19 protein-coding genes are annotated in these 23,052 nt (G+C 39.6%); 14 read left to right on the top strand and 5 right to left on the bottom strand.

Annotated features, from left to right (window positions below):
• Positions 1 to 62: 62 nt before the first annotated feature.
• Both NMS_RS12160 and NMS_RS12155 read left to right on the top strand, forming a co-directional pair.
• Complete coding sequence (locus NMS_RS12160; protein WP_041497059.1) at positions 63 to 473, top strand: tellurite resistance TerB family protein; 411 nt, start codon at positions 63 to 65, stop codon at positions 471 to 473.
• Between the two features lie 106 nt (positions 474 to 579).
• Positions 580 to 1,005, top strand: a complete 426-nt coding sequence (locus tag NMS_RS12155) for an Hsp20/alpha crystallin family protein (protein WP_041497717.1) — start codon at positions 580 to 582, stop codon at positions 1,003 to 1,005.
• A 140-nt stretch (positions 1,006 to 1,145) separates the two neighbouring features.
• Here the strand turns inward: NMS_RS12155 and NMS_RS12150 are convergent, their stop codons facing one another.
• The 3 genes from NMS_RS12150 to NMS_RS12140 all read right to left on the bottom strand — a co-directional run bounded on the left by NMS_RS12150 (position 1,146) and on the right by NMS_RS12140 (position 5,847).
• A complete protein-coding gene (locus tag NMS_RS12150; protein WP_041497058.1) occupies positions 1,146 to 2,507 on the bottom strand; it encodes a hypothetical protein in 1,362 nt (453 codons plus the stop codon).
• 176 nt (positions 2,508 to 2,683) lie between these two features.
• The gene (gene uvrB, locus NMS_RS12145) at positions 2,684 to 4,684 is read right to left on the bottom strand and encodes an excinuclease ABC subunit UvrB (protein WP_041497057.1); all 2,001 of its coding nucleotides are present in this window, start codon (positions 4,682 to 4,684) and stop codon (positions 2,684 to 2,686) included.
• Between the two features lie 101 nt (positions 4,685 to 4,785).
• On the bottom strand, positions 4,786 to 5,847 hold the full coding sequence (locus tag NMS_RS12140) for a branched-chain amino acid aminotransferase (RefSeq protein ID WP_041497056.1): 1,062 nt from the start codon (positions 5,845 to 5,847) through the stop codon (positions 4,786 to 4,788).
• 86 nt (positions 5,848 to 5,933) lie between these two features.
• Here NMS_RS12140 and NMS_RS12135 point away from each other — a divergent pair, with 86 nt between their 5' ends.
• The 3 genes from NMS_RS12135 to NMS_RS12125 all read left to right on the top strand — a co-directional run bounded on the left by NMS_RS12135 (position 5,934) and on the right by NMS_RS12125 (position 8,947).
• On the top strand, positions 5,934 to 6,491 hold the full coding sequence (locus NMS_RS12135) for a DUF4920 domain-containing protein (RefSeq protein ID WP_041497054.1): 558 nt from the start codon (positions 5,934 to 5,936) through the stop codon (positions 6,489 to 6,491).
• Positions 6,492 to 7,160 carry a tRNA (5-methylaminomethyl-2-thiouridine)(34)-methyltransferase MnmD gene (mnmD, locus tag NMS_RS12130; RefSeq protein WP_041497053.1) on the top strand — a complete coding sequence of 223 codons (669 nt, stop codon included), beginning with the start codon at positions 6,492 to 6,494 and terminating at the stop codon, positions 7,158 to 7,160.
• Between the two features lie 329 nt (positions 7,161 to 7,489).
• Positions 7,490 to 8,947 (top strand): aminoacyl-histidine dipeptidase, encoded by a 1,458-nt coding sequence (locus tag NMS_RS12125; RefSeq protein WP_041497052.1) that lies wholly within the window; start codon positions 7,490 to 7,492, stop codon positions 8,945 to 8,947.
• A 59-nt stretch (positions 8,948 to 9,006) separates the two neighbouring features.
• Here the strand turns inward: NMS_RS12125 and NMS_RS12120 are convergent, their stop codons facing one another.
• On the bottom strand, positions 9,007 to 11,649 hold the full coding sequence (locus tag NMS_RS12120; protein WP_231862395.1) for a putative LPS assembly protein LptD: 2,643 nt from the start codon (positions 11,647 to 11,649) through the stop codon (positions 9,007 to 9,009).
• 203 nt (positions 11,650 to 11,852) lie between these two features.
• Here NMS_RS12120 and NMS_RS12115 point away from each other — a divergent pair, with 203 nt between their 5' ends.
• The 9 genes from NMS_RS12115 (at position 11,853) to bshA (ending at position 22,427) form a co-directional block, all read left to right on the top strand.
• Positions 11,853 to 12,941 (top strand): N-acetylmuramoyl-L-alanine amidase, encoded by a 1,089-nt coding sequence (locus tag NMS_RS12115; RefSeq protein WP_041497716.1) that lies wholly within the window; start codon positions 11,853 to 11,855, stop codon positions 12,939 to 12,941.
• Positions 12,942 to 13,013: 72 nt separating this feature from the next.
• Positions 13,014 to 13,967, top strand: a complete 954-nt coding sequence (locus tag NMS_RS12110; RefSeq protein WP_041497048.1) for an MlaD family protein — start codon at positions 13,014 to 13,016, stop codon at positions 13,965 to 13,967.
• A 3-nt stretch (positions 13,968 to 13,970) separates the two neighbouring features.
• The gene (locus NMS_RS12105) at positions 13,971 to 15,329 is read left to right on the top strand and encodes a (Fe-S)-binding protein (RefSeq protein ID WP_041497047.1); all 1,359 of its coding nucleotides are present in this window, start codon (positions 13,971 to 13,973) and stop codon (positions 15,327 to 15,329) included.
• Positions 15,329 to 15,763 (top strand): LNS2 domain-containing protein, encoded by a 435-nt coding sequence (locus tag NMS_RS12100; protein ID WP_041497046.1) that lies wholly within the window; start codon positions 15,329 to 15,331, stop codon positions 15,761 to 15,763. Before NMS_RS12105 ends, NMS_RS12100 begins: the two co-directional genes overlap by 1 nt.
• Before the next feature lie 127 nt (positions 15,764 to 15,890).
• Positions 15,891 to 16,682 (top strand): (Fe-S)-binding protein, encoded by a 792-nt coding sequence (locus tag NMS_RS12095; RefSeq protein ID WP_041497044.1) that lies wholly within the window; start codon positions 15,891 to 15,893, stop codon positions 16,680 to 16,682.
• 1 nt (position 16,683) lies between these two features.
• Entirely contained in the window at positions 16,684 to 17,310 is a 627-nt protein-coding gene (locus tag NMS_RS12090; RefSeq protein WP_041497043.1) for a hypothetical protein, read from the top strand.
• A 424-nt stretch (positions 17,311 to 17,734) separates the two neighbouring features.
• Positions 17,735 to 18,217 carry a hypothetical protein gene (locus tag NMS_RS12075; RefSeq protein ID WP_041497038.1) on the top strand — a complete coding sequence of 161 codons (483 nt, stop codon included), beginning with the start codon at positions 17,735 to 17,737 and terminating at the stop codon, positions 18,215 to 18,217.
• A 106-nt stretch (positions 18,218 to 18,323) separates the two neighbouring features.
• Positions 18,324 to 21,290, top strand: coding sequence for a glycoside hydrolase family 3 N-terminal domain-containing protein (locus NMS_RS12070; protein WP_231862394.1), 2,967 nt, complete (start codon positions 18,324 to 18,326; stop codon positions 21,288 to 21,290).
• A gap of 12 nt (positions 21,291 to 21,302) precedes the next feature.
• Positions 21,303 to 22,427: an N-acetyl-alpha-D-glucosaminyl L-malate synthase BshA gene (gene bshA, locus NMS_RS12065; protein ID WP_041497035.1), complete on the top strand. Its 1,125-nt coding sequence runs from the start codon at positions 21,303 to 21,305 to the stop codon at positions 22,425 to 22,427.
• Between the two features lie 69 nt (positions 22,428 to 22,496).
• On the opposite strand, the gene NMS_RS12060 is transcribed toward bshA, so the two are convergent.
• Positions 22,497 to 22,994, bottom strand: coding sequence for a hypothetical protein (locus NMS_RS12060; RefSeq protein ID WP_041497034.1), 498 nt, complete (start codon positions 22,992 to 22,994; stop codon positions 22,497 to 22,499).
• Positions 22,995 to 23,052 lie beyond the last annotated feature (58 nt).

Here is a 23,052-nt window from a genome sequence, read left to right as displayed (position 1 = left end):
AAAGATTTAACTGGTTAAGTATTTCACAAGTATTCTTTATTTTCACACAAAGAAAGATATTGATGACCTATACACTGCAAGAAAAGACAGATATTTTAAAGGAGTTGATTTCCATGGCGTATGTAGACCAACATTTGAAACGTGAAGAAGTGGAGTTTGTAAAAGTGGTAGGTAAGCGCTTAGGAGTAGGTGAAGAAGATCTTTCTGAAATGCTAGAGCAGGCATCTACGGGCACTCCAAAACCGCCTAAGGAATTCATCAAGCGTATTCTTCATTTTCATCGCATTATGTTAATGATGCGCATCGATGGAGATGTGGATGAGAAAGAACTGCAATTGTTGCATGAAGTAGCACTGCGATACGGCATACGCAGATTTACTGTACTTTCATTGCTGGAAGTCATGGATAAATATCCACATGGCAATATTCCGCCAAGTGAATTATTGGCAATTCATACTCAATCCAGCAATTAAGACATGTTGTCATGGTTTAAAGAGGTAAAAAGCGACATAGTGTCGCTTTTTGTGTTTGGTATTTATTTTGACTTCTTCTAGTCAAATAACTAAAAATTTATATATCATGAAATTAGCACATAGAACCCCAAACAATTGGTTACCATCTTTAATTGATGAAATGTTCAATAACGACTTTGACGGCGGTAGCGCTGTAAGAGCTTCGCAACCCGCTGTGAATATCTCAGAATCTGATGATAAGTTTACTTTAGAAATGATTATCCCTGGATTCAAAAAAGAGGATGTCAGCATAGAAGTGGACAAAGATGTATTGACCATTTATTCTGAAGTGGCCGAAAACTCTGAAGAACGTACGGAGCAATTTACTCGTAAAGAGTTCACCAAGCGTTCGTTTAAAAGAAGCTTTAATCTTCCAGAAACGGTAAACCAGAATGAAATTGATGGTAGTTATGAAGATGGAATTTTAAACATCACCCTACCTAAGAAAGAGGAGGCTTTACCACAGCCTAAGCGAATGATTTCTTTGAAGTAATTCACCGCCTTACTTTAGTGAATATGAAAAATTGGACACCAGATTTATTTACTTTAAGGTAGAAACTAAAACTCCCAACTAAAAAGCTGGGAGTTTTTTATTGAATCTTAAATTTAAAATAGCTTAGGAGCCTTTATTTTTTAATTACGTAGTACGTCAATGATATACCAGTCAGTCCCATTACTTTGAATAGTAATTCCTCTCGTGCCGTTCCCGTTGTTATTGAGTCCATAAGTTGAGAATGCATTAGCATCACCAGGATATCTGAAATCACCTCCTATAGCAGTGATAACTCTATTGTTTGAATTAATTCCCAAAGCAATTATATAAATTTGGCCAGCGTTGGAAGTAACAGCGTCAGGTATACTGATGTCGCCATTTATTATCAAGGTATGATCTGTGCTTAGTGCAGTACCGCCGCTAATAGTTCTTATGTTCGTCTTAAACCCGTTAGCATTTGCATTTTTCCAAGAAGTGGTTTGATCGCCATTACTTGTCAAAACCTGACCAGCTGTACCAGTGTCCACAGTTAAATCATATCCAGTAGATTCATTTTGGTTTCTAATTGCAAATTTATTTCCTACAAAATAACCGGAATACGCATTTTCAGTACCAGTATTCAAAGCTTTGCTGTACACTCCATATTTCGTTCCTCTACTAGTGGAACGCCCTACTTCTGAATACAAGCCATAGTTTGTTTGCGAAACAATATCTCCAAAACCAGATTTAGTATTATACCCAATGCTTGTACTACCTCCATTTAGAGAACCCATGAAATTACTGAATCCATAAACAATAGCACCGCTGGCTCCAGAAGGTACATTGTTGATATTACTTTGAGTACCTATAGTCACTGCGTTATTAGTGCTACTTGGCGTAACCTCTGAATCAATTCCAGTTTTGTTACCATTTCCGGCGCTGGTAACTACGTTTCGTATACCAAATTTAACACCAGATGAACTTGTGTTTTCAGTCAGAATGCCATACGTCGAAGTACCTGCTGCGGTAGTTTTATTTGCATTAGCAATTCTTAAACCTATCTCTGGCGCATTAGAGACCAGTTCACTGTTTAAAATTTCTAGATTGAGCCTCCCTGAATTGAGCGAGCTACCTAAACTCAAATTACCAGTCCTTTGAACATTTGCAGTTGTTGTAGTTGCAATAGTAGTAGTACCCGTATTAAAAAATGCCCCAGCTAGTGCCCCAGCTTCTAACTTTACATATTGAGTGCCATCAAACATGTAAATACCCTTAGTGGTATCAGTAGTATCCAGATATAGAATTAAACCCGCTTGAGCAGCTTTAGGAAATGTAGCATCTCCAGTAACTGGTAGTGCACTTACTTTAGGAATGATCACTCCATTATAATTGTCTGCTCCTGGCGTTGGGTTGGAAACAATTTCTAAATCTGCGGTGGGCTGAATGGTGCGTATTCCCACCTGACCTAAAGCAGTAAGTGATAAAAGCGAAAATAAGTAGAGTAAAGTCGTTTTGCTTTTCATACTTGAATTAACTAGTTAGGTCTATCAAAAATACGCATATGAAAAGGGTTCTAAATGCTGAAAATGAAGCTCTTGTAGGAAACCTCTTCTTTAATCGGCGATTCCAGTTATTGGTCTCAAATAAACGTTTTACGTTTAATATATTCGTTGAAGGACGTTAATAAAAACTCAAGGGTTCATTCTTGCTTGATTTTTTCTTGAAGCATCTTGATCTGATCTCGCAGTCGAGCCGCCTCCATAAAATCCAGTTCTTTGGCAGCTGCCTCCATCCTTTTGCGGGTGTCCCGTACTTTTTGCTCCAATTGTGCCTTAGACATGTAAGTAGCCTCCTCCTCTGCAGCTTTTAGGTTGAGCGTTTCTTCTATCGCATAGACGGCCTTTGTTTTTCCAGATAAGGCAGACTCGAGACTTTTCTTAATCGCAGTAGGAGTAAGTCCATGCTTCGTGTTATATTCTATTTGCTTCGATCGACGATAGTCTGTTTCGTCCATCGTTTTTTGCATACTGTCTGTAATTTTATCTGCATATAAAATAGCTAGTCCGTTGACGTTTCGCGCTGCTCGACCTATGGTTTGAGTGAGAGATCGATTATTCCTCAAAAAACCTTCTTTATCTGCATCTAATATGGCGACCAGAGATACTTCTGGTAAATCAAGCCCTTCACGCAACAAATTGACGCCTATAAGCACATCAAATATTCCCTTTCGCAAATCAGACATGATTTCCACCCGTTCTAAAGTATCTACATCACTATGAATGTATCTACAGCGCACGTTGATACGGGAAAGATATTTGGTCAATTCTTCGGCCATACGTTTAGTTAACGTAGTTACTAAAACGCGCTCATCCCGCTCTTCTCTTAGACGTATTTCTTCAACCAGGTCGTCGATCTGATTCAAGCTAGGGCGCACTTCGATAATTGGATCTAGTAATCCCGTAGGCCGAATGATTTGTTCCACCACGATTCCTTCGCTTTTTTCTAGCTCATAATCGGCTGGAGTCGCACTTACATAAATCACTTGATTTTGCAAGGCTTCAAACTCTTCAAATTTTAATGGTCGGTTATCCATGGCTGCCGGTAATCTGAAACCATAATCCACTAGATTCACCTTACGGGATCTATCGCCACCATACATAGCTCCTACTTGAGGTACACTTACGTGGCTCTCGTCAATGATCATTAAAAAATCATCTGGAAAATAGTCTAGTAAACAGAAAGGTCTGGTTCCTGGCAATCGTCCATCTAAATATCTACTATAGTTTTCAATACCAGAACAATAGCCTAATTCTCGAATCATTTCGAGATCAAATTCCGTACGTTCCTCCAGTCGTTTTGCTTCTAGTGGCTTGCCTATTTCTTTAAAATAATCTACTTGCTTAACCAAATCTTCCTGGATCGCATGTATGGCACCTTGCAAGCGATCTGGCGAGGTCACAAACATGTTTGCTGGATAAATCGTAATCGTCTTATACTTCTCTATCACACGACCATCGACCGGATTAAAGCGCTCAATTTCCTCAATCTCATCGCCGAAAAAATGAATTCTAAATGCGGTATCTGCATAACTAGGAAATACGTCTAGCGTATCACCTTTGATGCGGAAGTTTCCTCTATTAAATTCTGCAGTGGTTCTAGAGTACAAGCTCTGCACTAATTGTTTCAATAAATCAGTTCTAGCAATTACTTGATCTTGATTGATTCTGATCACATTTTTTTGAAACTCGATTGGATTCCCTATACCGTACAAACAAGAAACCGAGGCGACTACGATAATATCGCGACGACCAGATAGGAGGGAAGAAGTAGTAGAGAGCCGCATCTTTTCAATTTCCTCGTTAATCGAGAGATCCTTCTCTATATAAGTCCCGCTGGTAGGAATAAAAGCTTCCGGCTGATAATAATCATAATAAGAAACGAAGTATTCCACCGCATTATCAGGGAAAAATGACTTGAATTCTGAGTACAGTTGCGCTGCTAGTGTCTTGTTATGGCACAACACTAGAGTGGGTTTTTGAACCCCTTCCACAACATTTGCCACAGTAAAGGTTTTCCCGCTTCCGGTGACACCTAATAGAGTTTGGTACCTTTCTTCCGCATTGATACCGTTTACTAATTTCTTAATCGCCGCGGGCTGATCACCAGTGGGCGAAAACTCTGAAACTATATTAAAATTCATAAGTTGTAAAAATAAACCGTTTGGAATTTCGCTTTCGCGAAAGCGTCGTTAAAATAAGTCAAGGCATAAAAAAAGCCTCTGTACTAGAGGCTTTATATCTTTTAAATCTTCACGCGCCACTGGTGTGGATCCTCAGTTCGATTGTATTGTATGTCATTAAGCTCTTTCTTGAAGCGTTCTGCATAACTATGTTCCATCGTTGGAAGTTCATGAACAAACTCTAAGTGCTTGTACCCTTTAATAGGAACAATTACTGCAGCTGTACCACTCCCAAACATTTCCTTCAACTCTCCAGCTCTTGCCGCTTCATTGATCTCGTTAATGCTTACACGTCTTTCTTCTACCTCAATACCCATATCCTTAGCCAGTTGAATAACGCTACGTCGGGTTACACCGTTCAAAATACGGTCGTTGTGTGGTGAAGTGAGCAGTTTATCACCTATGCGTACAAAAATATTCATAGTTCCCGCTTCCTCTAAATACTCGTGAGAGGCAGCATCTGTCCAGATAATTTGCTGAAATCCTTCTTCTAGTGCAAGATTATTAGGATAAAAACTCGCTGCGTAATTTCCAGCCGCTTTAGCATAACCTACACCACCATCAGCCGCACGAGAATAACTAGTAGCGATTACTACACGTACCTCGCCGCGGTAGTATGCTCTAGCAGGAGACATGACGACCATAAATTTATATTCCGTTGAAGGGGCAGCGGCCACTCCATTCTCACTAGCAATCATAAAAGGTCTCAAATACAGCGATTGTCCATCACCTTTGCGCACCCAATCTTTATCTAATTCTACCAACTTTTTAAGCCCATCCATAAAAATTTCTTCAGGAACTTCTGGCATGGCGAGACGTTTAGCACTTGCGTTAAAACGTATCCAGTTGTCAGCAGGTCTGAAAAGGAAGACATCATCCTGGTCATCTTTAAAAGCTTTCATGCCTTCAAAAATCGCTTGACCATAATGAAAAACTTTACAACTAGGCTCCACCATAATAGGCCCGTAAGGCTTGATTTCCACATCGCCCCAACTGCCGTTCTTCCAGGTACATTCTAGCATATGATCTGAAAATGTTTTCCCGAAAGTTAGATTATCAAAATCAGTAGAATCAATTCTAGATTTACGAACTTTGTCTATTACAATTTGATTGGTATGAGTCATTGTATTTAACTGTTTTTGCAAAGATAGCAGAACTATGATTATAAGAACCACTGTCAAATTCATAATTTAAAATGAAATTAATAACAATGAAACATTTATTCACTCTCATTTTTATCACATTAGCAATATCTTCTTGTCGTGAATCCTCAGAAACTGAAGAAATGCCTGCCGTAAACGATGAACAATTAGAGGAAGTCGCTTACTTAAACTATGGCGAGCTTATCACTAATACTGATGCGATAAGTTCTGATCAGCTGGCTGATGTGTATGCTAACCTTCAACCTAACGATAGTACTGCAGTTAAGGTACGTACTACCATCAATGAAGTTTGTGCAAAAAAAGGCTGCTGGATAGAAGTGCCGGCAGGAGATGCTACTGCAAGAGTTACATTTAAGGATTATGGTTTTTTCCTTCCTAGAAATAGCCAGGGACAAGAAGTCATTCTTGAAGGTATGGCCTATAAGAGCAAAACTTCGATAGATGATTTAAAACACTACGCCCAGGACGGCGGCAAAAGCCAGCAAGAAATTGACGCGATTGTTCAAGATGAAATCACGTTGAGCTTTGAAGCTACAGGAGCCTTAGTGGAACCTTTTGAGAACCCAGATGTAGTTGGAGCAACATCATCTGCAAAATCAGAGTAAGTGAAAAGAGAAATCATGACTACAGGCGATGGTTCTAAAACCATACACATGCCTGAGCTCAATGAACAATACCATTCTAAACACGGCGCGCTTCAAGAGGCGCGTCACGTGTTTATAAAAATGGGGTTACAACATTTTCTGGAATCGGTAACCGCTGATTTGAAATCAATTCGGATTTTAGAATACGGTTTTGGTACTGGACTTAATGCGTTGCTCACAGCTCAGTATCCTACATCATGCAAGGTAGACTATACGGGTGTAGAAGCTTTTCCTATCACAAATGACGAAATAGAAGCCATGGATTATGGCAGCATGCTCAATGATATTGCCCTATTTTCTAGCTTGCATCAAGCTATTTGGGAGCAGCAAGAAACCATCTCAGATCAATTTAAGTTGACTAAGAGACAATTGAAGTTTGAACAAATCGATTTTGACAATTCATTTGATCTGATCTATTTTGATGCCTTCGGTCCACGCACGCAGCCAGAACTATGGTCGCTAGAGATATTTGAGTCCGCTTACAAGGCATTGTCTAATACTGGTGTTTTAGTGACTTATTGTGCCGCCGGTCAGGTGCGACGCAATCTTCAAGAAGCAGGATTTCAGGTAGAACGATTGCCTGGACCGCCTGGAAAACGAGAAATGCTGCGAGGTAGGAAGGTGGTTTAGTTTTGAGTGAAAAGTTTTGAGTGAAAAGTGAAAAGTGAAAAGTGAAGAGTGAAAAGTGGAAAGTGAAAAGTTGAAAGTGAGGAGTGAAAAGTTGAAAGTGAAAAGTTTGAGGCTGGATGGTCGTGGCTGGTAATTTGCAAGGTGATTTAAGAAGTGAAAGTCAGCAGCTTTAACAAAAAGGCCTTGACTATCAGAGCTCAAATCAAAAATTTTAAACCTTAAACCTTAAACCTTAAACCTCCAGCTCCTAGCCACGTCTTTTAATATAAGGTTCACGAGTAACAGTCTATTGTGATGTAGCTTTGTAATGCATAAAAAAACACAGTACCATGAGTGACCAAGTAAGACAGTTAGAACCACAATCCGTTTGGAATCATTTTGCCGACTTAAACGCGGTTCCCAGACCTTCTAAAAAAGAGGAGCGGGTCCGTCAATTCATGGTCGACTTTGGGAATAGTCTTGATCTTACGGTTTTAGAAGACGCCATTGGGAACGTGATCATTAAGAAGCCAGCGACCACAGGAATGGAAGATCGCCAAAGCGTGATTTTACAATCTCACCTGGATATGGTACATCAAAAAAATAACGATACCAACTTTGATTTTGACAATCAGGGTATTGAAATGCAAGTAGATGGCAACATTGTAAAAGCAAATGGAACCACTCTGGGAGCTGATAATGGTATGGGAGTGGCCGCGATCATGGCGCTGCTTTCATCAACTGATATTGCACACCCTGCGATAGAAGCCCTATTTACCATCGACGAAGAAACAGGGATGACTGGAGCTAAAGAGCTCGATAAGAACATACTTACCTCCTCCATTTTGCTTAATCTGGATACAGAGGAAGATGACGAGATTGACATAGGCTGCGCCGGTGGGATCGACGTTACTGGTGTGAAGAATTACGCTTTGACTGATTTAGGCGAGAATTTTATCACGCAAAAAATTACCGTTAAAGGATTAAAAGGTGGTCATAGCGGTATGGACATCCATAAAGGATTGGGAAATGCTAATAAAATTGCCACCAGACTTATGGATGCGATGCAAAACCAAGGCGCCATCCACATTCAGGAATTTCAAGGCGGTAGTTTGAGAAATGCGATACCGCGGGAAGCTGTTAGTATAGTTCGCTTTCGCGAAAGCGAAAAAAACGACATTCTCAGTGCTTTTCAAAGGTGTCGTACTGCAATCGAAAAAGAGTACCATTCACTGGAGCCAAATTTAAACATCAGCATAACGCCTGCAGATCCAGCACCGGCGCTGGACGATACTCATAGCAAACACCTACTTTATATGCTGCTGGGAATTCCCAATGGAGTGTACCGCTGGAGTCCAGATTTTGAAGAACTGGTAGAAGCCAGTAACAATCTAGCTCGTGTTACCTTGAAGGATGGGAATCTAGAAGTGGCTTGTTTGACACGCTCGTCAGTAGAAAGTGTGAAGGATGATTTGAAGGCGAGTGTGCGTGGAGTAATGGAATTGAATGGGGTAGAAGTGACATTCTCTGGTGACTATCCAGGTTGGGAGCCTAAACCAGACAGTGCTATTTTAAAAGTAGCCAAATCTAAATATGAAGAGCTGTTCAAATCAGTGCCTAGAGTGGTGGCTTGCCATGCAGGATTAGAATGTGGTATTCTAGGCGAGCGTTATCCTGGACTGGATATGATTTCCTTCGGGCCTAACATACGTGGGGCGCACAGTCCTGATGAGCATGTTGAAATTGAATCCGTACAGAAATTCTGGAAGTTGCTTCAGGAGATTTTAAAGGAGATTCCGAAAGCTTAGGCAAAAATAAAATCAAAATCAAAACGCCCTATCTTTTTTAGATGGGGCGTTTGTCGTCTTTAAAACCTAGGGTCCGGCTGTTTTCTTTGGTCGTATTTGATGTCGCTCAACGCGCCTGCTTTGATCCCTATAAAGAAGAACCAGCTGTTGTTGACCCCTATGGGATTCCAGTTGAAACTCATTCTAAAACTCTCTAGATCTCGCTGAAATCTGATGGTAGTAAAGGAAATTCCGTCTCCTACAAAATCATAACCTGTGTTGCCGCCCACACTCCATCGTGGGGACAGTTCCAGATCACCACTCACCATGATGCTATTGCCAGTAATGGCATTTTGCCGTCCGGTATTGTTGTAGTTCAGCGTATAGGCAAAATTCAAGGTCCAGGGCAATTCAAAATTATAACGGCTTTTTTTCAAATCTACCTCTTGTTCCACCGCGGGCTCTTCCTCATAATACACCCCATCAGCCGGGTCAATAGGATCTCCAAATAAGTCATCAGCGCGACCACCGTTGCGCAAGGTTTCATTTTCTACTTTTCCTAGTTCTTCCTCTGAATCACCTTTGATAAAATCTTTGTTACTCAATTTGAAATTGAAACGCGCCCCAGCATTTGTCAAACGGAAAGGGCTTCCCCCATTTTCAATATTGAATCGATCAATGCGCTGGTTAGAGTTGTCTAAGGCATAAGGATCTAAAGTTGCATTTAATTGTAAGTCCACATCTTTAAAAACGGGAACTACACCACGTATATTTAGTGGACTCCAATTCAAGGAATCTCCTGCTAGATTGTAAGCGGTATCAAAATTTAAACTTTTGATCCATTGGACTTTTTTGAGCTCGCCGTCTTCATTTTCAGGATCTTTTACTTTGGCTTCTAGCGTGTTTTGAACACTAAAACCTAGGCTGCTCGAATAAATCCGACCTGGAGCACTATAGATGGAACCTTCGAACCGGCTAAAGAACCGCTCCTCATCAGATATGATCTCACCGCTCTCGTCTAAAAGGCGCTCGTAATATTGATCAAAACTAGGGTTTGCGGTATAGGATACGGAAGGCCTCAGGATGTGACGTATCGCTTGTACTTTAGAATCTTTGTTTTTTGAATTCCATTGTCCGTAAACCGTAGTCCCTATGCTAGCGCCATAATTATAGGTGCGGTAGCTGTCAAATCCATTGATGGTGTCTCGTTGTACTCGCACCGTCCCGTTCTCATCAAAGAAGGAGGTTTGATCTACCGTGTCAAATACCCAGGTTTCCTCATAGTTAGCATTACCACTAACACTGAAATAGCCTATTTTAAAGTTCGTCGCTACAGGTATGGTATGCTGTACACCAGCACGTGCTTGATCTAAAAAACCAGGACCGAAGAATTCTGTGTCTTGGGAATTGATCGTATTCTCAGCATTTACGGTGTATTGTAAATTGATGTTTTCTATGATTCCTTTTTTAGCACCTACTTTAGGTTCAAACGGATACACCCTGGAAACACTACCTTGAAAATTAGGCAGTTTCATAGTTGTTTGACTGGTGTTCACATTCTGATTCACAGATACCGTAGTGTTTAAATTTACTTGAGGTTCTCCAGGAAAGGTTTTAGTATAAGAGATCGAACTGCTCAAGTTGTTGATGAGCGTTGCACTTTGATTGGTCTGATTAAAAGAATTCCGATAGAAATCAGGACTACCTAAGTTGACACTGGCGCTAAATCTGGAATTAGGATTGGAATTAGGATCCTGGCTGTGCTGCCAGTTCAAATTATAACGACCTGATTTTCTAAAGTCTGAGAATCCGCGTTCACTTTGAATCGACACCTCATACAAGAATCGCACACTACCATTATATTTATAGCGCTTTCTATAATTACTTTCTACTCGAGCTCCATAACTACCGTTTGTAAAATAATCCCCAAGTAAGGTTAAATCCACATAGTCGTTGACGGCAAAATAATAGCCTCCATTCTGCAAAAAGTAGCCTTGGTTATTATTGTTTCCAAACGATGGTATGATGATACCACTACGCCTTTCAGTAGTCATAGGGAAGAAGGCAAACGGCAATCCTAAAGGTGTAGGCACATCAGCAATGTACATATTGACCAGTCCTGTGACAATCTTCTTTTTAGGGACAAATTTGATCTTACGTGCTAAAAAATAATACTCGGGATTTTCAGGATTTTTTGAAGTGGTGAACCGTGCGTTGCGCATAAAGAAAACGGAATCGTTCACTTTTTTAGTGATTTCCGCCACTACATTAAATTCGCCTTGCGCTGTTTTTGAATTGTACGTCAGTGCTTTTTTAGTATTCTTATTGAAAATGATAGAGTCTGGTTCTACCACATTAGCACCTTGAGTAAAAACGGGCTTTTGAACATAATTACCGGTGGAATCTTCTACAATACCATAGGCATAAACATCTCCCGTATTGTTGTCAATAATTATTTTCCCAGCTTCCAGCTTGATATCTCCATAAATAATAAGCGCTTGATCGTATAGCGTAATGATATTTTTTTTACGGTCAAGCTGGCTATAACCTAGGGCATTGGACTCTAGTTTATACTGTAAAAAGGCTTTGGGTTTCGTTGTGTCTTGCGCTGGCTCGGCTATCAATTGGACCGCTTCTTCCGCTGGGAGGGTGACTTCAGTGGTTGGTGTATCGACAACCTTAGGGATAGGTCGTTGAGTAATAGGCAATTCCTGGCTGTACACGCTGCACAATCCTGTTAAAAAAACTATTGATAAAATGATATGCCGTAAAATGGGATACAATCTGGACTAAGGTATATTCGTTAACAGAATTGGTCTGGTTTTTGAAAAGTCAAAACTACATATAATTTTGCAGCGTTTTTATGATAATTACGCTTTCGCGAAAGCGAACTAAACAGCAGCATCCTGCAACCTATTTGCATTCTATGAAAACGAATTTAAAGTTCATTATTGTCTTACTCCTACAACCGACCTTGATTTTTGCGTCGGTTTTTTCAACCGCGGCGACTCCAGATCCTCCTAGAAAATTTGTGGTTGTGCTAGATGCAGGTCATGGTGGGAAGCATCCAGGAAATATTTCGGGCAACTCTCAAGAGAAAGAGGTTTCACTTGAGGTAACATTAAAGCTCGGAAAAAAACTGGAAGAACATCCTAATATAGAGGTGATTTATACTCGTACAAAGGACGTATATGTTGATTTATGGAAGAGAGCAGAAATTGCAAATAATGCACAGGCTGATCTTTTTGTTTCTATTCACTGTAATGCATTTTTTAAAGAAAGTGCTAATGGCAATGAAACATGGGTGCTAGGTTTGACAAAAAGCAAGGATAACCTAGAAACAGTTATGAAGGAGAATAGTGTGATTTTACTGGAGGAAAATTATAAGGAGAATTATAATGGGTTTGACCCAAACGATCCATCCTCTTATGCGACTGGGGTTCTTACTCAAGAAGCCAATATGGAGCAGAGTATAGAGCTTGCAGCAATGATTCAAAATAACTTTGCTTCTAATGTAAAGAGAACGAATAGGGGTGTAAAACAGAACTGGTTTGTCGTATTATTGAAAACTTACATGCCAAGCGTTTTAGTAGAAATCGGCTTCTTGTCAAATAATAATGAACGCAGTTACATAACTAGTGAAAGTGGTCAGTTAAAAATCGTACAATCTATCCATGATGGTATTATTTCTTATATAAAAACTAGAGATGTCAATTTCACTCCAGTAAAAGAAAACAGACCTTCTAGCAGTGCGACAGCGATTCAACCCATAAGCTCGAATGCTGTTTATATGGTTCAAATTGCCGCTGGAAGTAAGTCAGTAGAAGCACGATCAGCGAACTTTAAAAAGCTTCCTCAAATTTCAAGAGAAAAAGAGGGTAACATTTATCGATATTTTACTGGGGAGACAGATTCTCTAGAAGAGGCTAGTGAGCTAAGAGCACAAGCCGTGAGTAAAGGGTATAAGACAGCATTTATAGTGGTGGTTGAAAATGGAGTACGCCGCAGGTTATAAGAACTCCTAATAAAATGTTACTCATAATATTTGGGCAAGCCTTATATTTACATTTGCTGAAATTGCTATAACATGAAATTTACCAAAGAAATTAAAGTCGGCCTACTCACAGTGGCCGCAGTCGCGTTATTCATATTTGGCTATTCCTTTCTTAACGGGCGTAATCTTTTAAAAGCAGATCGTTCTTATTATGCAGTGTATAATAATGTAGAAGGTCTGACTAAATCAGCGCCAGTAACTATCAACGGTCTTATTGTTGGTAATATTGACGATATATCCTTTCTTGATTCTCGTGGTCGTTTATTGGTAAAATTTCATGTGGAAGAGTCCTTTACCTTTTCAAAAGAAAGCACAGCAACGGTTTACAGCACAGGAATAATAGGAGGAAAGGCACTTGCTATTATTCCTAATTTTGAATCAGATGCTCGTATAGCACAACCAGGTGATACCTTGCGATCCGATACTGACAGTGGTCTCGAGGGTCAAATCATGCAAGAATTTTTACCTTTAAAAGATAAAATTGAAAACATGGTGGTGAGCGCAGATAGCGTTCTCATGGCAGTCAATAAAACCCTGAATCCAGAAACTAGAAAGGCAATTGGTCAAAGTATTGAAGAGCTCAATAGAACCTTAGTTCAAGTTCAAAGCTTATCTGCAAATGCTAATAAATTCTTAGCTAACAATGATAAAGAGTTGACAGCTACCATTAAAAACCTGAACAAAACTTCAAAAAATTTCGCCGCTATTTCTGATACTTTGTCAAAAGTTGAGATCGCGAGTGTAGTGAAAAACCTAGAGATGACCATTGGCAAATTCAATGCTGTTATGGATGATGTGGCAGAAGGTAAAGGGAGTCTTGGTAAGTTAATGACAGATGACCGACTGTATACAAACCTAGAAAGAGCTACTAGACAAGCAGAGATGTTGCTTCAAGACATCAAGCTTAATCCTACTAGATATATAAATATTTCTGTTTTTGGTAAAAAGAACAAGGAATACGAAGAACCAGAAGACCGAAAGCAATAACTCATGGAGTACCTACCTAATATCATTTTTGCCATTCTATTAATAGGAATGGTAGTCTTTTTTGCCACTAATATTCGCAAGATGATACGCAACATCAAGTTGGGTAAAGAAGTAGATCGATCAGACCGTAAGGGAGAACGATGGGCGCAAATGGCACGAATAGCACTAGGTCAATCAAAAATGATACGGCGTCCTATCGCTGGATTTCTTCATGTCATTGTTTATGTAGGTTTTGTTATTATCAACATAGAGGTTTTAGAGATTATCATCGATGGTTTAACGGGACAGCACCGCATTTTCGCCCCTTTTCTAGGTCCAGTTTATGACGTATTAATCGCGACATTTGAAATTCTCGCATTTCTAGTTTTAGTTAGTGTCATCGTTTTTCTGTTGCGCAGGAATATTATGAATATTCGTCGTTTCTTGGCTAGAGATCTTAAAGGATGGCCTAAGAATGATGCCAATTATATTCTCTATTTTGAGGTGGTGCTTATGGCATTATTCCTTACTATGAACGCGACTGACCTCGCCATACAACAAGGGGTAGAAGCAGGAAGATTTACTAGTGAGGCAGCAACACATTATATAAGCGCAGGAAGTTTTCCTATTAGCAGCTGGATGACTCCGTGGTTTTCAGATCTTAGTTTTGAAACATTATTGATCATAGAACGTACCTGCTGGTGGTTGCACATTGCTGGAATCTTAATTTTTCTTAATTACCTCTATTGGTCTAAGCATTTACATATCATGCTTGCCTTCCCTAATGTTTACCTAGCTAAGTTGACTCCTCAAGGCCAGTTCACAAACATGGAAGCTGTAACCGCTGAGGTGAAATTAATGATGGATCCTAATGCTGACCCATTTGCAGCACCGGCAGAAGGTGCTGATGATGCGATGCCAGCAGCATTAGGGGCAAATGATATTTTTGATTTAAACCAGGTACAACTGCTCAATGCTTACACCTGTACAGAATGTGGTAGATGTAGTGCAGAATGTCCGGCAAATATCACAGGCAAAAAATTAAGTCCTCGCAAGATCATGATGGATACTCGCGATCGATTGGAAGAAGTGGGAGCAGTGATTAATAAGCAAGGTGAATGGAAAGATGATGGTAAGACCTTATTGCACAATTACATCACTCCGGAAGAGTTGTGGGCGTGTACCACTTGTAACGCTTGTGTAGAAGCTTGTCCTATCGGCATTGATCCACTAAGTATTATCATGGAAATGAGAAGGTATCTGGTGCTAGAAAATAGCGCAGCACCAACAGAACTCAATGCAACCATGAGTAATATCGAGAATAACGGAGCGCCATGGCCTTACAACCAGATGGACCGTTTAAACTGGGCAAACGAAATTTAATGAGCGCAGAAAATAACTTTCTAGAATCTAAAGCGGAAGATGGATCACTTAACAGTCCCATACTTCGAGAAGGCGTGAAAAACTATTTGATAGATATAGACGGCACCATTACAGAGGATGTGCCAAATGAGGAGCCAGAACGCATGGCAACTTGCAAACCTTTTCCAGATGCTTTGGCTACTTTAAATGAATGGTTTCATGATGGTCATATCATTTGTTTTTTCACTTCACGAACTGATGATCATCGAGAAGTCACAGAGAATTGGTTGAAAAAGCACGGGTTCAAATACCACAGCTTATTGATGGGCAAGCCACGAGGCGGGAATTATCATTGGATTGATAACCACATGGTACGCGCGACTCGATTTACTGGGGAGTTTACGCACCTGATAGAAAAAGAAGTGACCATAGAAGTATTTAAAAATCATAAATAAATCAAAGTTGAGTTCGCTTTCGCGAAAGCGAAATACATTCAGTTTCAGTGCTTCATTTGATGTTTTAAAGTACAGCATAAACGTCATGACTCTGAATTCTCAATTCAACATTCTGAATAACTAAGAAATGAGTGAAACTATAAAAGTACCAACGGTAGCAGAATTTATTGCACAGGGAAAACAACCTGAGGTCCTATTTTGGGTAGGATGTAGCGGTAGTTTTGATGATCGTTCCAAAAAAATTACGAAAGCATTCGTAAAACTTTTAAATAAAGCAGGTGTTGAATTTGCCGTACTAGGAGCAGAGGAAAGCTGTACAGGTGACCCGGCAAAAAGAGCCGGTAACGAGTTTTTATTCCAGATGCAAGCGATGATGAACATTGAAGTACTTAACGGGTACGAGATCAAGCGCATCGTTACCGCCTGTCCACACTGTTTCAATACCTTGAAAAATGAGTATCCAGAGTTGGGTGGTAATTATGAAGTGATTCACCATACCTCATTTCTTAAAGATCTTATTGCTACAGGAAGACTCACTATTGAAGGAGGTAAGTTTAAGGGTAAAAAAATCACCTATCACGATCCATGTTATTTAGGACGTGCTAATGATATTTATGAAGCTCCAAGAGACCTGATTGAAAAGTTAGATGCAGCATTAGTAGAAATGAAACGCAGCAAGCGCAATGGCTTGTGTTGCGGCGCTGGTGGTGGCCAAATGTTTAAGGAACCAGAGCCAGGAAAAAAGGACGTCAATATAGAACGCACAGAAGAAGCTCTGGACACTGGAGCTGAGGTAATCGTTGCCGCCTGTCCATTTTGTAACACGATGATGACTGATGGAATAAAAGCTGCAAATCAAGAAGGAAAAGTAGAAGTTCTAGATGTCGCTGAAATGATTGCTAATGCGGAAGATTTATAGAATGAAACGAATTTTAATATCACTAGTTACTGTACTCATCTTTTCTTTTTCACATGCTCAAGGTGATCTTGATAAGGCCTATAGAATAATTGCAGACCATATTTGTGAATGTTCGAATTTCAAAAGTGATGAGTTTAAAAACGCTTCAGTTGCTGAAGCAACAAATATCTTTTCCTCTTGCGGCTTAAAGTTTTATGGCGATAATAAGAACACATTGAATGAACTTGGTTTTAAATTAGATACTGATATGGAGGCCAATAGAGCCTTATGGGAACAGGTTGGAATTGTTGCTGCCACCACTTGCCCAGATCTATTCTTAGGGTTAAATAGGAAAAAAAATCAAGAAGCAGAAGCAAGTGGAGAAGAGGTTTATGAAGAATTACCTTATGTAGTTGGTAAAATCACTGAAATAGAAAAGGGAACCTTTCCCATTTTTAAAATAATTGATGTGGATGGCAGAAAACATAATTTGCTATGGTTGACCATAATAGATAACCCAGTGCTTTTTGAAGAAGCTTTGAAAGGGGAAAAGAACTTCGTTCTAGAATATTATGAATCAGAACTATACGATGATCGAATTAAGGAATATCGCTATATGAAAGTTCTTAATGCGGTTAAAGTTCAATAGCTGATTTATGGCATTTTGGAAGATGAATAAGGAAAAACCAAGTCTCAAATTGCGATTTATATTTTCATTGATTGCATCATTCATAAGTACTTTCCTTTATGAATTGATTCTATCATTTGATGAAGAATACGTTTTCCATATTACCCGTACTATCACCTTTTTGATTCTCAATTTCATTGTCTATTTCTTAATATCGTATTACACCTTAAGGAGCAAGAATGCCAAACAAGATTGAAAAACGCCCTCTTAAATCAATCCTCTTCACAGGATTTCTGTGTGGTTTGTTCAATGTTATTCTAATAGCGGGATGGGATTACTATGATGGCGAACCATTTAAGCCATTTCAATACTTTTTTACTTTTCTAATTTTCGGTTCCCTTATGGGCTTTGCCTTCCGTCATAAAGTGACTAAAATCAATTAATTATGTTCGTAGATTTTCAAGAATTACCAGAGGATGCTAGAGTGTGGATCTATCAGGCAAATCGCACTTTAAGTGATGAAGAATTAGAAATTTTGAGACCGCAACTAGAAGCATTCTTACAGCAGTGGACCGCTCACGGCAAGGATTTGAAAGCGGGTTACGAGATCCCTTACAATCGATTTATTGTCATAGGTTTAGATCAGACAGAAGCCGGTGCTACAGGATGTTCTATTGATGCATCTGTTCATTTTATTCAAGCGGTAGAGAAGGAGTTCGATATCGATTTGATGGATAAGATGAACGTATCCTTTAAAAACGGACCATACGTTGCTTACAAAGAGCTTGCAGATTTCAGGAAAATGGCAAAGGCAAAATCTGTAACTGCAAATACTATAGTATTTAATAATCTGGTACAAACGGTAGGTGAATACAAAGATTACTGGGAAGTTCCAGCTTCTGAAAGTTGGCATAGTAGATTCTTTTAGAATACTAAAATCATAGTTTTACGATGGTTGGTAAGTTGGTTAAAAACAGCTGGAAATATCTTTCCTAGGCTTCTTCAATCCCTAGGTTTTTAGGTATATTTCGGTTATGGGAACAGTTCTTGATTTCCTTTGCCTACAAGCCTTTAAGAAGATTATGATGAAGAATATGTACTGGTTGTTGATGGTATTCGCTTTCGCGAAAGCGAACTCCCAACAAACTTTAAATCCACTAGTAACCATAGATCAAGACGCCCAGAAACATTGGGTGGACAGCGTGTATTCTTCACTATCGCAAGAGGAGCGCATTGGTCAGCTATTTATGGTAGACCTTTTCTCTAACAAAGAAGCAGCGCACGTCAACAAGGTTCGAAAATTAGTAGAGCAACAAAAAATAGGAGGAATCATCTTCTCTAAAGGTGGTCCATTGCAGCAAGCTCATTTGACAAATGAGCTGCAATCCAAATCTAAAACACCTTTAATGATTGCCATGGATGCAGAATGGGGACTGGCCATGCGACTGGACAGTGTGTATGCTTTTCCCTGGAATATGACACTAGGTGCGGCTAGAACCTCTACTAGCAGCTATGAAGTGGGTAAGCGAATAGGGGAACATTGTAAACGACTAGGTGTGCACATCAATTTTGCGCCTGATGTGGATATCAATACAAATCCAGATAATCCTATAATTGGAAATCGCAGTTTTGGCGAGAATAAAGAAAACGTCACCCAAAAGTCGTACGCATTTATGAACGGGATGCAAAGTACAGGGACATTAGCCTGTGCCAAACATTTTCCTGGACACGGCGATACCGATCAAGACAGTCATAAAACTTTACCTACGGTAGACTTTACCGCAGCCCGCATAGACAGTATAGAATTATATCCCTACCGCCGCTTGATTAATCATGGTCTGGCTAGTGTGATGGTGGCACATTTAAATATACCAAGTTTAGAATCTAGATCAGGTTACCCAACCAGCATCAGCAAGAAGGTAGTTACAGATCTTCTTATTGATAAACTCAAGTTTGAAGGTCTCATTTTTACTGATGCTTTGAATATGAAAGGAGCGAGCAACTTCAGTAAACCTGGAGATATTGATCTAGCAGCGTTTAAGGCTGGTAACGATGTGCTATTGATTTCTGAAGATATTCCAACCGCAATTGCTAAGATCAATGCTGCTATCAAGACGGGAGAAATCACTAAGGAGCGCTTAGAGGTAAGTGTTCGCAAGATTTTGATGGCCAAATACAAAGTAGGTCTTCATCAATATGTTCCCATAGATACTGAACATCTAGTAGCAGATTTACATACGGAGGAAGATGATATGGTTTATGAATCTGCCATGGAACAAGCGATTACTTTATTAAAAAACGAAAAGAAAATACTTCCCATCAAGAACTTGGAGACTAAAAGGATCGCTTACGTCCATTTAGGGGATGATTCTGGAGCTGTGTTTTTAAAGGAATTGAATAAGTATGCCAATGTCGATCAAATCATCACAGATGATTTGAACACCATGCTAGAAATGTTGTCAGATTATAATACCGTAATCATAGGTGCACATCGCAGTAATGAAACGCCTTGGAAATCATACAAACTGACAGCGAAAGAGTTGAATTGGTTAACTGAAATAAGCAAGAAACACCGAGTCATTTTTGATGCTTTTGTGAATCCATATATGCTGAGCCAGCTTAAAGCCACTGCCCCAATGGAAGCAATCCTCATGTCGTATCAAAACAGCGATTGGAGCCAGCAAATTAGTGCTCAAATGATTTTTGGCGCGAGAGCTATCAAGGGTAGACTGCCTGTATCTGCAGGAAAATTTGATGTAGGTGATGGTTTACAGTTGGACGGAATTAGTAGACTGTCTTACGGCGATACACCTGCGAGTGTGGGTATGAAAGCCGCAATACTTGCTAAAATTGATTCGGTTGCACGATATACAATTGAAAACAAAGGAGCGCCTGGAATGCAAATTCTCGTAGCGCGTAAAGGAAAAGTAATTTTTGATAAAACTTATGGAGGACATACTTATGGAAAGGATGATCCTGTGTCTTCTACAGACTTGTATGATATCGCATCAGTCACTAAAATTCTAGCGACTTTACCACTGGTGATGGAACTGGTAGATCGTAAGGTGATTTCCTTAAATGAACCTTTGAGCAAATTAAACGCTAAACTTGCTCATACTAATAAATCTGATATCAAGCTGAAGGAAATGCTTTCTCACTATGCACGATTACAGGCATGGATTCCTTTTTATAAATACACCTTAGACAGCTTAGATTCAACACCTTTAAAAGAGTATTATTCTACGACTAGAAGTGACATTTATCCAATAGAAGTAGCCGATCACTTTTATGCCAGTACCATGGTTAAGGACACTATTTTCAATCGAATAGCAAATAGTGAGTTGCTGGACAAACTCAATTACAAATACAGTGATTTACCTTATTACATATTAAAGAATTATCTAGAATCGCATTACAAGAAAAATCTGGATGAATTGACACAAGATCATTTTTACCAGTCTATGGGTATGACGCACACTACGTATTTGCCTTTAAAGAAATTCCCCAAAAATAAAATCGCCCCCACTGAAAATGATCAGACCTTCAGAAGACAGCAAATCCGTGGTTATGTTCACGACCAAGGTGCGGCGATGCAAGGTGGTATAGGTGGTCACGCTGGACTTTTTTCAACAGCAAACGATGTGGCTAAAATGATGCAGATGTACCTTCAAAAAGGATTTTACGGTGGGAAAACCTACTTTAAATCAGAAACTTTTGACAAATTCAATCATCGATATTTTGCAGGTGATCAGGTGAGAAGAGGAATCGGATTGGACAAACCTGCGTTAGATAGCGTTGGAAACACCTGTAATTGTACCAGTGACTCCAGTTTTGGACACAGTGGATTTACTGGAGCCTTCACCTGGGCAGACCCAAAAGAGGAGTTGGTATATGTATTTTTATCCAACCGCGTGTATCCAGATGCGGACAATCGCTTCTTGATCTCAAAAAATATTAGAACGAATATTCAGCAAATCATATATGACTCAATCATTCAATAAAATTAAAGTCTCATGAAAATTGCCATTGTTTGTTACCCAACTTTTGGAGGTAGTGGTGTAGTCGCCACCATGTTAGGAACAGCCTTAGCGCATCGTGGACATGAGATTCATTTTGTGACTTATAGGATGCCTGTAAGGTTAGAGCTGCTCTCTCAAAAAATTTATTTTCATGAAGTGGATGTAGAAGAGTACCCGTTGTTCCACTATCAGCCATACGACTTAGCCTTAAGCAGTAAACTAGTGAACGTTGTTCAAGAGTTTGGGATCGATGTGCTCCATGTGCATTATGCCATCCCGCATGCTTATGCAGGATACATGGCGCAGCAAATGTTGAAGGATGTGGGTATACAATTGCCCATGGTGACCACCTTGCACGGTACAGATATCACACTGGTAGGAAATCATCCTGGGTACAAGCCGTCGGTTACTTTCAGTATAAATCATAGCGATGTAGTGACATCAGTGTCTGAGAGTCTAAAAACAGATACACTAGAACTATTTGATATCAGACAGCATATTGATGTGGTGCCTAATTTTATAGACATGTCTCTGTACAAGACAGAATTTAATGACTGCGATCGATCTATTATGGCGTTCCCTCAAGAGCGTATTATCACTCACATTAGTAACATGCGTCCCGTAAAAAGAATTAAGGACATCATCAAAATATTTGAAAAGGTAGAGAAGGAAATACCTAGCATATTGATTATGGTAGGTGACGGCCCAGAACGTGCAGAGGCAGAGGAATATGCTCGCAGTCGTAAATTGCAACTCAAGATCAAATGGTTAGGAAACAGTAACGAGATTGATAGGATCCTTTGCTTTTCAGACTTGTTTATACTTCCGTCAGAGAAAGAAAGCTTTGGACTTGCTGCTTTAGAGGCGATGGCAAATCGTACTCCAGTTATTTCTTCTAACACAGGAGGATTGCCAGAGGTTAACGAGAACGGAGTTACTGGATTTACCAGCGATGTAGGCAACGTGGAGGAAATGGCGCAAAATGCTATCAAGATCCTCAAAGACGACGATGTACTTAATAATTTTAAGAATGCCGCTTTCGCGAAAGCGGGACAATTTGACATTAATCTAATCATACCACAGTATGAGAAACTTTACATGAAAGTCTTGAACTTATAGTGACAAAAAAATAGTGCATAAAAAAAGCGACTTCATTGAAGTCGCTTTTCTGTTTATTAGTTTCTCGTTCTAGAATTGATAACGGATACCTAAGGCAACGTCTAATTCTAAATCATCGCGGTAATCTGCAAAATAGATTTCTGGTCTTACATCCAAAGAAAGAATTATAGGGAAGTCAAAATTATACTCGATACCTACTTGACCAGCGGCAAATATGAATATCTCGCTATCATCGTCATTACGGTCACGTCCTGGGAAATCATCGTCAAAATCAATGCTTCCTAAACCACCACCTACACCAGCATACCAGTTGAATCCGCCTTCAATATTCCATAACCATTGGTATACACCAGTGATTCTAAAAGCGTCGTATCGATTACCATATTCAATACCTAAATCCAATTCTAGTCTGTTGTTACCACCTAGAGCGCGTTGGTAGGATATTTCAGTACCAAATCCATCGCCATCACCTAAACGTAGGCCGATTGCATTATTGGAAATTTCTTGAGCTTGAGTTGCTACTGTAGCTCCTAGAGCTAGAGCCAGCGTAAAAAGAATTTTTTTCATGATTAATTAAGTTTAGACAAATGTGTCATTATAAAACTGTTTAAAATCACTATGAATT

Source organism: Nonlabens marinus S1-08 (assembly GCF_000831385.1).
GTDB lineage: Bacteria > Bacteroidota > Bacteroidia > Flavobacteriales > Flavobacteriaceae > Nonlabens > Nonlabens marinus.
The sequence above is the reverse complement of the archived record's forward strand: the minus strand, read 5'-3'. Positions and strand labels throughout refer to the sequence as shown.